At 62.2% G+C, this 13,333-nt stretch carries 11 protein-coding genes; 10 read left to right on the top strand and 1 reads right to left on the bottom strand.

Annotated elements, in window-relative coordinates; translation table 11 throughout:
- The first annotated feature begins 146 nt into the window (after nt 1-146).
- The 6 genes from dnaJ (at nt 147) to AACG97_RS24150 (ending at nt 7,765) form a co-directional block, all read left to right on the top strand.
- The gene (gene dnaJ, locus AACG97_RS24175; protein WP_009685335.1) at nt 147-1,271 is read left to right on the top strand and encodes a molecular chaperone DnaJ; all 1,125 of its coding nucleotides are present in this window, start codon (nt 147-149) and stop codon (nt 1,269-1,271) included.
- Nucleotides 1,272-1,284: 13 nt separating this feature from the next.
- Nucleotides 1,285-2,088 carry a 4-hydroxy-tetrahydrodipicolinate reductase gene (gene dapB, locus AACG97_RS24170; protein WP_197885923.1) on the top strand — a complete coding sequence of 268 codons (804 nt, stop codon included), beginning with the start codon at nt 1,285-1,287 and terminating at the stop codon, nt 2,086-2,088.
- 316 nt (nt 2,089-2,404) lie between these two features.
- A complete protein-coding gene (gene carA, locus AACG97_RS24165; protein WP_003249935.1) occupies nt 2,405-3,541 on the top strand; it encodes a glutamine-hydrolyzing carbamoyl-phosphate synthase small subunit in 1,137 nt (378 codons plus the stop codon).
- 105 nt (nt 3,542-3,646) lie between these two features.
- Nucleotides 3,647-6,868: a carbamoyl-phosphate synthase large subunit gene (gene carB / locus AACG97_RS24160; RefSeq protein ID WP_197885924.1), complete on the top strand. Its 3,222-nt coding sequence runs from the start codon at nt 3,647-3,649 to the stop codon at nt 6,866-6,868.
- On the top strand, nt 6,865-7,347 hold the full coding sequence (gene greA / locus AACG97_RS24155) for a transcription elongation factor GreA (protein ID WP_029885744.1): 483 nt from the start codon (nt 6,865-6,867) through the stop codon (nt 7,345-7,347). The genes carB and greA overlap by 4 nt, the downstream gene beginning before the upstream one ends.
- The gene (locus AACG97_RS24150) at nt 7,325-7,765 is read left to right on the top strand and encodes an MFS transporter (RefSeq protein ID WP_144189279.1); all 441 of its coding nucleotides are present in this window, start codon (nt 7,325-7,327) and stop codon (nt 7,763-7,765) included. Before greA ends, AACG97_RS24150 begins: the two co-directional genes overlap by 23 nt.
- A gap of 159 nt (nt 7,766-7,924) precedes the next feature.
- Here AACG97_RS24150 and yhbY read toward each other — a convergent pair whose 3' ends face one another.
- Complete coding sequence (gene yhbY, locus AACG97_RS24145; RefSeq protein WP_009685341.1) at nt 7,925-8,233, bottom strand: ribosome assembly RNA-binding protein YhbY; 309 nt, start codon at nt 8,231-8,233, stop codon at nt 7,925-7,927.
- A 102-nt stretch (nt 8,234-8,335) separates the two neighbouring features.
- Between yhbY and rlmE the strand changes: the two genes are divergently transcribed.
- The 4 genes from rlmE (at nt 8,336) to glmM (ending at nt 13,287) form a co-directional block, all read left to right on the top strand.
- Nucleotides 8,336-8,962: a 23S rRNA (uridine(2552)-2'-O)-methyltransferase RlmE gene (gene rlmE, locus AACG97_RS24140; RefSeq protein WP_197885925.1), complete on the top strand. Its 627-nt coding sequence runs from the start codon at nt 8,336-8,338 to the stop codon at nt 8,960-8,962.
- Nucleotides 8,963-9,165: 203 nt separating this feature from the next.
- Nucleotides 9,166-11,070: an ATP-dependent zinc metalloprotease FtsH gene (gene ftsH / locus AACG97_RS24135; protein ID WP_009685343.1), complete on the top strand. Its 1,905-nt coding sequence runs from the start codon at nt 9,166-9,168 to the stop codon at nt 11,068-11,070.
- A gap of 8 nt (nt 11,071-11,078) precedes the next feature.
- Nucleotides 11,079-11,930: a dihydropteroate synthase gene (gene folP, locus AACG97_RS24130; protein ID WP_029885742.1), complete on the top strand. Its 852-nt coding sequence runs from the start codon at nt 11,079-11,081 to the stop codon at nt 11,928-11,930.
- Between the two features lie 16 nt (nt 11,931-11,946).
- Nucleotides 11,947-13,287 carry a phosphoglucosamine mutase gene (gene glmM / locus AACG97_RS24125; RefSeq protein WP_009685345.1) on the top strand — a complete coding sequence of 447 codons (1,341 nt, stop codon included), beginning with the start codon at nt 11,947-11,949 and terminating at the stop codon, nt 13,285-13,287.
- Nucleotides 13,288-13,333 lie beyond the last annotated feature (46 nt).

Below are 13,333 nucleotides of genomic sequence, written 5' to 3'. Positions count from 1 at the left end.
GATGTCGCCGCGCGGGGGCTTGCTCCCGCGTTGGCGTATCTGGAATTCGAGAATTTTTACAGCATCCGTCAGCGGCCCCGGTGGGCGAGCGGAGGTGCTGATGGCGTGGCGCAGATGCCACACGCCCAACAAGGTGCAAATGACCTATGTCCAAGCGTGATTATTATGAGGTTCTGGGTGTCGAGCGCGGCGCCACCGAGGCAGACCTCAAAAAGGCTTATCGCCGTCTGGCGATGAAATACCACCCGGACCGCAACCCGGGCGATAAAGAGTCCGAAGACAAGTTCAAAGAGGCCAACGAGGCCTACGAAGTGCTGTCTGATGCCAGCAAGCGCGCGGCGTTCGACCAGTATGGCCATGCCGGTGTCGACCCGAGCATGGGGGGCGGCGGCCCTGGTTTCGGTGGCGCCAACTTCTCCGACATCTTCGGCGATGTGTTCAGCGACTTCTTCGGCGGTGGCCGCGGTGGCGGACGCGGTGGCGCCCAGCGTGGCAGCGACCTGCGTTACACCCTGGAGCTGAACCTGGAAGAAGCGGTGCGCGGCACTACGGTCAGCATCCGTGTGCCGACCCTGGTCAACTGCCAGCCGTGCGATGGCTCCGGCGCCAAGAAGGGCTCCACCCCGTCGACCTGCCCTACCTGTGGTGGCATCGGCCAGGTCCGCATGCAGCAGGGCTTCTTCTCGGTGCAGCAAACCTGCCCGCGTTGCCATGGCCAGGGCAAGATCATCACCGACCCTTGCACCTCGTGCCACGGCGAAGGCCGCGTCGAGGAATACAAGACCCTGTCGGTCAAGGTGCCGGCCGGTGTCGATACCGGTGACCGCATCCGCCTGTCGGGTGAAGGTGAGGCCGGCACCCATGGTGGCCCGACCGGCGACCTGTATGTGGTGATCAGTGTGCGTGAGCACGAGATCTTCCAGCGTGACGGCAAGCACCTGTACTGCGAAGTGCCGATCAGCTACACCGATGCTGCCCTGGGCGGCGAGCTGGAAGTGCCGACCCTCGATGGCCGCGTGAAGCTGCGTATTCCGGAAGGCACCCAGACCGGCAAGCAGTTCCGCTTGCGCGGCAAGGGTGTGGCGCCGGTGCGCGGTGGTGGTGCCGGTGACCTGCTGTGCCGTGTGGCGGTGGAAACCCCGGTCAACCTCAGCCGCCGCCAGCGCGAACTGCTCGAAGAGCTGCGTGATTCGCTGGAAGGCGACAGCTCGCACTCGCCCAAGGCCAGTGGCTGGTTCGATGGCGTGAAGCGCTTCTTCGGCGATCTCTGACAAGGAAAAGGCTATGCGACGTATTGCAGTGATGGGCGCGGCAGGGCGTATGGGCAAGACCCTCATCGAGGCCGTGCAGCAGCAACCCGGCGCCGGGCTGACGGCGGCGGTCGACCGCCCGGACAGCTCGCTGGTCGGCGCCGATGCCGGTGAACTGGCGGCCCTGGGGCGCATTGGTGTGCTGCTGTCCGACGACCTGGCCAAGGTGGTGGACGAGTTCGACGTGCTGATCGATTTCACCCACCCGTCGGTCACCCTGAAGAACCTGGCGTTCTGCCGCAAGCACGGCAAGGCCATGGTCATTGGTACCACCGGTTTCACCGTCGAAGAAAAGCAGTTGCTGGCCGAGGCGGGCAAGGACATTCCAATCGTGTTCGCTGCCAACTTCAGCGTTGGCGTCAACCTAAGCCTGAAGTTGCTCGACATGGCGGCGCGCGTGCTGGGCGATGATGTGGATATCGAAATCATCGAGGCGCACCACCGCCACAAGGTCGATGCCCCTTCGGGTACGGCGTTGCGCATGGGTGAAGTGGTTGCCAACGCACTGGGCCGCGACCTGCAGGAAGTGGCCGTGTATGGCCGTGAAGGGCAGACCGGCGCGCGCGACCGCAAGACGATCGGCTTTGCCACCGTACGTGCCGGCGACGTGGTCGGTGATCACACCGTGCTGTTCGCTGCAGAAGGCGAGCGCCTGGAGATCACCCACAAGGCCTCCAGCCGCATGACCTTCGCCAAGGGCGCGGTGCGTGCGGCGCTGTGGCTCGACGGGCGTGAGCCTGGCCTGTACGACATGCAGGATGTGCTTGAGCTGCGTTAAGCAGTGAGGGCTGTGTTGGCTTCTTCGCGGGCTTGCCCGCTCCCACAGGGTTTGTGCAAGGCCCAGGCCCTGTGGTAGCGGGCAAGCCCTCGAAGAAGCCAACACAATAGTCAGCCTGTCGCATCGATGTGTTTTAGAGGCACATATGCGGTAGACCGAAAACGCACTTTTCTGTAAGCTACAGCTTTAGTGTGTCCACTAAAAGCGCGCAGCGAATTGAATTCAGCACATGAAAGCGGGGTGACGTGTCCATACGTCACTCCGCTTTTTTGCAACCTGCGATCGCCCTTTCATGCTTGATTTACGGGAGGTCTTCTTGACAAAGCCAGCCATACTCGCCCTTGCCGACGGCAGTATTTTTCGCGGTGAAGCCATTGGTGCCGACGGTCAGACCGTTGGTGAGGTGGTATTCAACACCGCTATGACCGGCTACCAGGAAATCCTTACAGACCCTTCCTACGCGCAGCAAATCGTCACCCTGACCTACCCGCACATCGGCAACACCGGTACCACCCCGGAAGACGCCGAGTCCAACCGCGTGTGGTCCGCCGGCCTGGTCATCCGTGACCTGCCGCTGCTGGCCAGCAACTGGCGCAACACCCAGTCGCTGCCGGAGTACCTCAAGGCCAACAACGTGGTTGCCATCGCCGGCATCGACACCCGTCGCCTCACCCGCATCCTGCGTGAGAAGGGCGCCCAGAACGGCTGCATCCTGGCGGGTGACAACATCAGCGAAGAGGCGGCCATCGCCGCTGCCCGCGGTTTCCCGGGCCTCAAGGGCATGGACCTGGCCAAGGTGGTTTCCACCAAGGAACGCTACGAGTGGCGCTCCAGCGTGTGGGAGCTGAAAACCGACAGCCACCCGACCATCGACGCGGCCGACCTGCCCTACCACGTGGTGGCCTTCGACTACGGCGTCAAGCTGAACATCCTGCGCATGCTGGTTGCCCGTGGCTGCCGCGTGACCGTGGTGCCGGCCCAGACCCCGGCCAGCGAAGTGCTGGCGCTCAACCCGGACGGCGTGTTCCTGTCCAACGGCCCTGGCGACCCCGAGCCGTGCGACTATGCCATCCAGGCCATCAAGGAAATCCTCGAAACCGAGATTCCGGTATTCGGCATCTGCCTGGGCCACCAGTTGCTGGCGCTGGCCTCCGGTGCCAAGACCGTGAAAATGGGCCATGGCCACCACGGTGCCAACCACCCGGTGCAAGACCTGGACACCGGCGTGGTCATGATCACCAGCCAGAACCACGGCTTTGCCGTTGACGAAGCCACCCTGCCGGGCAATGTCCGCGCCATCCACAAGTCGCTGTTCGACGGCACCCTGCAGGGTATCGAGCGTACCGACAAGAGCGCGTTCAGCTTCCAGGGCCACCCTGAAGCGAGCCCAGGCCCGACCGACGTCGCGCCACTGTTCGATCGTTTCACCGATGCCATGGCCAAGCGCCGCTGAGCATCCTGCCTCAAGGCCCCGGGCCGGCACACGCCGCGCCCGGCAGCGCCTGACCCAGATTGTTCAAAGCGGCTTGCCGACTGACCCCGGATTTGAGTGACCACCATGCCAAAACGTACAGACATCAAAAGCATCCTGATTCTCGGCGCTGGCCCGATCGTGATCGGCCAGGCCTGTGAATTCGACTACTCCGGCGCCCAGGCTTGCAAAGCCCTGCGCGAGGAAGGTTTCCGCGTCATCCTGGTGAACTCCAACCCAGCCACCATCATGACCGACCCGGCCATGGCCGACGCCACCTACATCGAGCCGATCAAGTGGCAGTCGGTGGCCAAGATCATCGAGAAAGAGCGCCCAGACGCCGTGCTGCCGACCATGGGTGGCCAGACTGCACTGAACTGCGCCCTGGACCTGGAGCGCCACGGCGTTCTGGAAAAGTTCGGCGTAGAGATGATCGGTGCCAACGCCGACACCATCGACAAGGCCGAAGACCGCTCGCGCTTCGACAAGGCCATGAAGGACATCGGCCTGGAGTGCCCGCGTTCGGGTATCGCCCACAGCATGGAAGAGGCCAATGCGGTGCTGGAGAAGCTGGGCTTCCCTTGCATCATCCGCCCGTCGTTCACCATGGGCGGCACTGGCGGCGGTATTGCCTACAACCGTGAAGAATTCGAAGAAATCTGCACCCGTGGCCTGGACCTGTCGCCAACCAAGGAACTGCTGATCGACGAATCGCTGATCGGTTGGAAAGAGTACGAGATGGAAGTGGTCCGCGACAAAAAGGACAACTGCATCATCGTCTGCTCCATCGAGAACTTCGACCCGATGGGTGTGCACACCGGTGACTCGATCACGGTTGCCCCGGCGCAGACCCTGACCGACAAGGAATACCAGATCATGCGCAACGCCTCGCTGGCGGTGCTGCGTGAAATTGGTGTGGAAACCGGCGGTTCCAACGTGCAGTTCGGTATCTGCCCGAACACCGGCCGCATGGTCGTGATCGAGATGAACCCGCGCGTTTCGCGTTCCTCGGCATTGGCCTCCAAGGCTACTGGCTTCCCGATCGCCAAGATCGCCGCCAAGCTGGCCATCGGCTACACCCTCGACGAGCTGCAGAACGACATCACCGGCGGCCGTACCCCGGCCTCCTTCGAGCCGTCGATCGACTACGTGGTCACCAAGCTGCCGCGCTTCGCCTTCGAGAAATTCCCCAAGGCCGACGCCCGCCTGACCACCCAGATGAAGTCCGTGGGTGAAGTCATGGCCATCGGCCGTACCTTCCAGGAGTCCCTGCAGAAAGCCCTGCGTGGCCTGGAAGTGGGCGCTTGCGGCCTCGACCCGAAAGTCGACCTGGCCAGCCCGGAAACTGCCAGCATCCTCAAGCGCGAGCTGACCGTGCCGGGTGCCGAGCGTATCTGGTATGTCGCCGACGCCATGCGTTCGGGCATGACCTGCGAAGAAATCTTCAATCTGACCGGCATCGACATGTGGTTCCTGGTGCAGATGGAAGACCTGATCAAAGAAGAAGAGAAGGTCAAGACCCTGGCCCTGTCGGCCATCGACAAGGACTACATGCTGCGCCTCAAGCGCAAGGGCTTCTCTGACCAGCGCCTGGCCAAGCTGTTGGGTATTACCGACAAGAACCTGCGCCGCCACCGCCACAAGCTCGAAGTGTTCCCGGTGTACAAGCGCGTCGACACCTGCGCCGCCGAGTTCGCCACCGACACCGCCTACCTGTACTCCACCTACGAGGAAGAGTGCGAGGCCAACCCGTCGACCCGTGACAAGATCATGATCCTGGGTGGTGGCCCGAACCGTATCGGCCAAGGTATCGAGTTCGACTACTGCTGCGTACACGCGGCCCTGGCGCTGCGTGACGACGGTTACGAGACCATCATGGTCAACTGCAACCCGGAAACCGTTTCCACCGACTACGACACCTCCGACCGCCTGTACTTCGAGCCGCTGACCCTGGAAGACGTGCTGGAAGTGTGCCGCGTCGAGAAGCCCAAAGGCGTGATCGTGCACTACGGCGGCCAGACCCCGCTGAAGCTGGCGCGCGCCCTGGAAGAGGCCGGTGTGCCGATCATCGGTACCAGCCCGGACGCCATCGACCGCGCCGAAGACCGCGAGCGCTTCCAGCAGATGGTCCAGCGCCTGAACCTGCTGCAGCCGCCAAACGCGACCGTGCGCAGCGAAGAAGAGGCCATTCGTGCCGCCGGCAGCATCGGCTACCCGCTGGTCGTGCGCCCATCCTATGTACTGGGTGGCCGTGCCATGGAGATCGTCTACGAACTGGACGAGCTCAAGCGCTACCTGCGTGAGGCTGTTCAGGTTTCCAACGACAGCCCGGTACTGCTCGACCACTTCCTCAACTGCGCCATCGAAATGGACGTGGATGCGGTGTGCGACGGTACCGACGTGGTCATCGGCGCGATCATGCAGCACATCGAACAGGCCGGCGTTCACTCCGGTGACTCGGCATGCTCCCTGCCACCTTACTCGCTGAGCAAGGGCGTGCAGGACGAAGTGCGCGAACAGGTCAAGAAAATGGCCCTGGAGCTGGGCGTGGTCGGCCTGATGAACGTGCAGCTGGCCCTGCAGGGCGACAAGATCTACGTGATCGAAGTCAACCCGCGTGCATCGCGTACCGTGCCGTTCGTGTCCAAGTGCATCGGCACTTCCCTGGCCATGATCGCGGCCCGCGTCATGGCTGGCAAAACCCTGAAAGAGCTGGGCTTCACCCAGGAAATCATCCCGAACTTCTACAGCGTCAAGGAAGCCGTCTTCCCGTTCGCCAAGTTCCCAGGGGTTGACCCGATCCTCGGCCCTGAGATGAAATCGACCGGTGAGGTCATGGGTGTTGGTGACAGCTTCGGTGAAGCCTTCGCCAAAGCCCAGATGGGTGCCAGCGAAGTGCTGCCTACCGGCGGCACCGCGTTCATCAGCGTGCGTGACGACGACAAGCCACAAGTGGCTGGCGTTGCCCGTGACCTGATCGCCCTGGGCTTCGAAGTGGTTGCTACTGCCGGCACCGCCAAGGTTATCGAGGCGGCTGGCCTGAAAGTGCGCCGCGTGAACAAGGTGACCGAAGGCCGCCCGCACGTGGTCGACATGATCAAGAACGACGAAGTGTCGCTGATCATCAACACCACCGAAGGCCGCCAGTCGATCGCCGACTCCTACTCGATTCGTCGCAATGCGCTGCAGCACAAGATTTACTGCACCACTACCATTGCGGCTGGTGAAGCCATCTGCGAGGCGTTGAAATTCGGTCCCGAGAAGACTGTTCGTCGCCTGCAGGATCTGCATGCAGGACTCAAAGCATGAGCATTACCAAATACCCGATGACCGTCCAGGGCGCTCGCGCCCTGGAAGAGGAGCTGACCTTCCTGAGCAAGACCGAGCGCCCGCGCCTGAGCCAAGCCATTGGTGAAGCGCGTGAGCTGGGCGACCTCAAGGAAAACGCCGAATACCATGCCGCGCGTGAAGAGCAGGGCATGGTCGAGGCGCGTATCCGCGATATCGAAGGCCGCCTGCAGAACTCGGTGGTGATCGACGTCACCACCATCGCTCACACCGGCAAGGTGATTTTTGGCACCACCGTGGTGCTGGCCAACACCGAAACCGATGAAGAAGTGACCTATCAGATCGTTGGCGAAGATGAAGCCGATGTGAAGAAAGGCAAGCTGTCGAACAGCGCCCCGATTGCCCGTGCCATCATTGGCAAGGAAGAAGGGGATACCGTTGTCGTCAAGACGCCTAACGGTACGGTCGAGTACGAGATTGTCGAAGTCAAACACATCTGACCGGCGCCTGCGGGCGCCATCCCTCGAGGGGATCCTCTGGCAACTGGCCCAGGTATTCTGGGTCGGTGGCCTGTGGGTGTTCCATGTGGGGCTGGTGCCTGCGCTCAAGGTCAGCGGCCTGGCGCCGCTGCTGGTGCAGGATATCGCCGGGCAGATCGACCGCTGGTTGATCGGCGTGGCGTTGCTTGGCTTGTTGACCCAGCTGGCTGTGCTGGCAAGGGTGGAAGGCCTGGCGGCCTGGTGGCGGCAGTTTCGCGGCCAGATGCTGTTGCTCGGCTTCGGTGCGTGTGTGGGGTACTACACCCTGCGTTACGGCATTTCCGTTGGCGAGCGCTGGCAGATGTTCTGCTTCCTGGTGCTGGGCTTCTCCGGCATCGTGCTGGTGGCCCAGCCGGTGCCGGTCAAAGTCCGCCGCTAGCCCAGGCTGTTGCAGTCCCTGGTAGGAGCGGCCTTGTGTCGCGATGGGCTGCGAAGCAGCCCCCAGATATCAGCTTAACCACAGATATTGCAGGGGGCCGCTTCGCAGCCCATCGCGACACAAGGCCGCTCCTACACAGGCGGCGCGCTATCCTTTCCGCTACTTGTAACGGTGAATGTTGGACAGCTGCTTGTTCGGTTGTGGGTTCTTGCGGTAGATCAGGGCTTTCTTGCCGATGGTCTGCACCAGTTCGGCGCGGCCGGCCTTGCACAGCTCGGCGATGGTCTCGGCGCGTTCTTCGCGGTCTTCCGAGCGAATCTCGACCTTGATCAGTTCATGATCGACCAGTGCGCGTTCCAGCTCGGCGACCACGCCTTCATTCAAACCATTGCCAGCAACGATCAGGACCGGCTTCAGGTCATGACCAATGGACTTGTATTGCTTCTTCTGCTCGTTATTGAGCGGCATAATCTGACCCTTTCCGTCTGATTCTGTAAAATTGACCGGCATTTTACCCGAGGGCCACCGGCTCCGCCCAGTCAATCACGACGCATATCATCGAGGTGCCCCGTGGTACAACGTTCCAAAAGCAGCGCAAACTGGCTGCGAGAGCATTTCAACGATCCTTTTGTGAAACAGGCACAGAAGGACGGCTACCGCTCGCGTGCGAGCTACAAACTGCTGGAGATCCAGGAAAAGGACCGCCTGATCCGCCCCGGCATGAGCGTAATCGACCTGGGTGCGGCCCCGGGCGGGTGGTCGCAGGTGACCAGTCGTCTGATTGGCGGCCAGGGCCGGCTCATCGCTTCGGATATCCTGGAAATGGACTCGATCCCCGACGTTACCTTCATCCAGGGCGATTTCACCGAAGACGCCGTGCTCCAGCAAATCCTCCACGCGGTCGGTGATTCGCACGTGGACCTTGTGATTTCCGACATGGCCCCCAATATGAGTGGTACGCCCGAAGTGGACATGCCACGTGCCATGTTCCTCTGCGAGCTGGCCCTGGACCTGGCAACCCGCGTGCTCAAGCCCGGCGGGGATTTCCTGATCAAGATTTTCCAGGGCGAAGGCTTCGACATGTACCTGAAGGACGTGCGCACCAAGTTCGACAAGGTGCAGATGCGCAAGCCTTCTTCATCGCGGGACCGCTCGCGTGAACAGTACCTGTTGGGCAAAGGTTTCAAAGGCGCTTGAAAGGCGTGAAGCGCGGCGGCCGATAGTTATTTCCAATCGGCCGCGGCGTCAGGATCGTCCGAACTTCGTGTAGTCTAGCTTTCACAAAGGGTTACAGACGGTGCCTGCGGCTGCGTAGGTAATGTAGTAAGTTAGGGCGATGAATATCATGCGAGGCACGGCTGCGTCGTGCGCCGGCCTCAGAGGGTAGCGAATTGAACGACATGGCAAAGAATCTGATCCTGTGGTTGATCATCGCAGCTGTCCTGGTGACAGTGATGAACAACTTCTCCAGCCCTAACGAGCCGCAGACCCTCAACTACTCCGACTTCATCCAGCAGGTCAAGGATGGCAAGGTCGAGCGTGTGACCGTCGACGGCTACATCATTACCGGCAAGCGCTCCGATGGCGACAGCTTCAAGACCGTGCGCCCGGCCATCACCGATAACGGCCTGATCGGCGACCTCGTCGACAACCACGTGGTGGTCGAAGGCAAGCAGCCTGAGCAGCAGAGCATCTGGACGCAGCTGTTGGTAGCAAGCTTCCCGATCCTGGTGATCATCGCCGTGTTCATGTTCTTCATGCGCCAGATGCAGGGCGGTGCCGGCGGTAAAGGCGGGCCCATGAGCTTTGGCAAGAGCAAGGCGCGCCTGCTGTCCGAAGACCAGGTCAAGACGACCCTGGCCGACGTCGCCGGTTGCGACGAGGCCAAGGAAGAAGTTGGCGAGCTGGTCGAATTCCTGCGTGACCCGGGCAAGTTCCAGCGCCTGGGCGGCCGTATTCCGCGTGGCGTGCTGATGGTAGGCCCGCCTGGTACCGGTAAAACCCTGCTGGCCAAGGCCATTGCCGGTGAGGCAAAAGTCCCGTTCTTCACCATTTCCGGTTCGGACTTCGTTGAAATGTTCGTCGGTGTCGGTGCCAGCCGTGTGCGCGACATGTTCGAACAGGCCAAGAAGCATGCCCCGTGCATCATCTTCATCGACGAGATCGACGCCGTGGGTCGCCACCGTGGTGCCGGCATGGGCGGTGGTCACGACGAGCGTGAGCAAACCCTGAACCAGCTGCTGGTGGAAATGGACGGCTTCGAGATGAACGATGGCATCATCGTCATCGCCGCCACCAACCGCCCGGACGTACTCGACCCGGCGCTGCTGCGCCCCGGCCGTTTCGACCGCCAGGTGGTGGTCGGCCTGCCGGACATCCGCGGCCGCGAGCAGATCCTGAAGGTGCACATGCGCAAGGTGCCGGTCAGCGAGAACGTCAACCCGGCCGTTATCGCGCGGGGTACGCCGGGCTTCTCCGGTGCCGACCTTGCCAACCTGGTCAACGAAGCTTCCCTGTTTGCCGCCCGCTCCAACAAGCGCCTGGTGGAGATGAAGGAGTTCGAGCTGGCCAAGGACAAGATCATGATGGGCGCCGAGCGCAAGACCATGGTCATGTCCGAGAAAGAAAAACGTAACACTGCCTACCACGAGGCGGGCCACGCCATCGTTGGCCGCCTGGTGCCTGAGCACGACCCGGTCTACAAGGTTTCGATCATCCCGCGTGGTCGGGCCCTGGGTGTGACCATGTTCCTGCCGGAAGAGGACCGTTACAGCCTGTCCAAGCGTGCCTTGATCAGCCAGATCTGCTCGCTGTACGGCGGTCGTATCGCCGAAGAGATGACCCTGGGCTTCGACGGGGTTACCACCGGCGCTTCCAACGACATCATGCGTGCCAGCCAGATCGCACGAAACATGGTGACCAAGTGGGGCCTGTCCGAAAAACTCGGTCCGTTGATGTATGCCGAAGAAGACGGCGAGGTGTTCCTGGGCCGCAGCGCTGCCAGCCAGCACGCCAGCGTTTCCGGCGAAACCGCCAAGCTGATCGACTCCGAGGTGCGCAGCATCATCGACCAGTGCTATGCCACGGCCAAGCAGTTGCTGGTCGAAAACCGCGACAAGCTCGAAGCAATGACCGAAGCGCTGATGAAGTATGAGACCATTGATGCCGATCAGATCGACGACATCATGGCTGGGCGTACGCCGCGCGAGCCGCGTGACTGGGACGATGATACGGATTCGGGTACGCCTGCTGCCCAGAACGATCGTCCGGAATCGCCGATTGGCGGCCCGGCAGCTCAACACTAAGGGCATCTATGAGCTCAGTGCAGTACCCGACCCGGTTGCCTTGCGGCAACCGGGTTCTTGATTTGTCACGTACCCATGTCATGGGTATTCTCAATATCACCCCCGATTCCTTCTCCGATGGCGGGCGCTTCAACCAGCGCGACGAGGCCTTGCGCCATGCCGAAGCCATGGTTGCCGCCGGTGCCACGCTGATCGACATCGGTGGTGAGTCCACCCGGCCTGGGGCGCGCGCCGTTTCGGTCACCGAGGAGCTCGAGCGTGTGGCGCCGATGGTCGAGGCCATCAACAGTCGCCTGGACGTGGTCATCTCCGTCGATACCTCAACCCCGGCCGTCATGCGTGAGTCTGCGCGCCTTGGCGCCGGGTTGATCAACGACGTGCGTGGCCTGGAGCGCGACGGCGCCCTGGATGCCGCTGCCGCCACCGGCCTGCCGGTGTGCCTGATGCACATGCGTGGCGAGCCGGGCAACATGCAGGACGACCCGCACTACGAGAACGTGACTGCCGATGTTGCCCGGTATCTGCAGCAGCGCATGGCGGCCTGCGCATCGGCCGGTATTGATGAACAACGCATCATCCTTGACCCGGGCTTTGGTTTCGCCAAAACGCTGGCGCACAACCTGAGCCTGTTCAAGCACATGGAAACGCTCCATCGTCTTGGGCGCCCACTGCTGGTGGGGGTCTCGCGAAAGAGCATGATCGGCCTGACGCTGGAACGTCCGGTCGACGAGCGCCTGTACGGCAGCCTGGCACTGGCAGCCCTGGCCATGACCAAGGGCGCGAGCATCCTGCGTGTCCACGACGTGGCCGAAACGGTCGATGTGGTGCGCATGATCGCTGCGGTACAAGGCGCCGAATAAGAACATTGGAGTCCCTATGAGCAGAAAATACTTTGGTACCGACGGCATTCGTGGCCGCGTCGGCGAATACCCGATCACCCCGGACTTCATGCTGAAGCTGGGTTGGGCGGCCGGCATGGCCTTCCGCAAGCTCGGCCACTGCCGGGTGCTGGTGGGCAAGGACACGCGTATCTCCGGCTACATGTTCGAGTCTGCCCTCGAAGCCGGCCTGTCGGCGGCAGGGGCCGATGTGATGCTGCTGGGGCCGATGCCGACACCGGCCATCGCCTACCTTACACGTACCTTCCACGCCGAAGCCGGTATCGTCATCAGTGCCTCGCACAACCCGCATGACGACAACGGCATCAAGTTCTTCTCGGGCCAGGGCACCAAGCTGCCGGACGACGTCGAACTGATGATCGAGGAACTGCTCGATCAGCCGATGACCGTGGTCGAGTCGAGCAAGCTGGGCAAGGTGTCGCGTATCAACGATGCTGCTGGCCGCTATATCGAGTTTTGCAAAAGCAGCGTACCGAGCAGCACCAGTTTCGCAGGCCTCAAGCTGGTGGTCGATTGCGCTCATGGTGCCACCTACAAGGTTGCGCCAAGCGTGTTCCGCGAGCTGGGTGCCGATGTCACTGTGCTGCATGCCCAGCCCGACGGGTTGAACATCAACGAAAACTGCGGCTCGACCCATATCGAATCGCTGCAGGCTGCGGTGCTGGTCGGGCATGCCGATCTCGGCATTGCCTTCGACGGTGACGGTGACCGCGTACTGATGGTTGACCACACCGGGGCGATCGTCGATGGCGACGAGTTGCTGTTCATCATTGCCCGCGACCTGCAGGAGCGTGGCAAGCTCCAGGGCGGGGTAGTGGGTACGCTGATGAGCAACCTGGGCCTGGAGCTGGCGCTCAAGGACCTGGATATCCCCTTCGTGCGGGCCAAGGTCGGTGACCGTTATGTGATGGCCGAGCTGCTGGAGCGTGAGTGGCTGGTGGGCGGCGAAAACTCGGGCCACGTGGTGTGCTGCAACTACACCACTACCGGTGATGCGATCATTGCCGCGTTGCAGGTGCTGATGGCGCTCAAGCGCCGCGGCGAGGGCCTGGCCCAGGCCCGCCAGGCCCTGCGCAAATGCCCGCAGGTGCTGATCAATGTGCGCTTTGGCGGCAGCAAGGTCGACCCGCTGCAGCACCCGGCCGTGCAGGAAGCCAGCGCCAAGGTCACCGAGGCGCTGGCGGGGCGCGGGCGTGTGCTGTTGCGCAAGTCCGGTACCGAGCCGCTGGTGCGGGTAATGGTTGAAGGCGAGGACGAAGCGCAGGTGCGTGGCCATGCCGAAGCCCTGGCCAAACTGGTTGGCGAAGTTTGTGTCTGAAGGCGCTTGCCAGCGCAGATCTGGTTGGGTAAGATCTGCGCCCACT

The sequence above is a fragment of the Pseudomonas sp. Nvir genome (genome assembly GCF_963778085.1).
Taxonomy (GTDB): Bacteria; Pseudomonadota; Gammaproteobacteria; order Pseudomonadales; family Pseudomonadaceae; genus Aquipseudomonas; species Aquipseudomonas juntendi.
The sequence above is the reverse complement of the archived record's forward strand: the minus strand, read 5'-3'. Positions and strand labels throughout refer to the sequence as shown.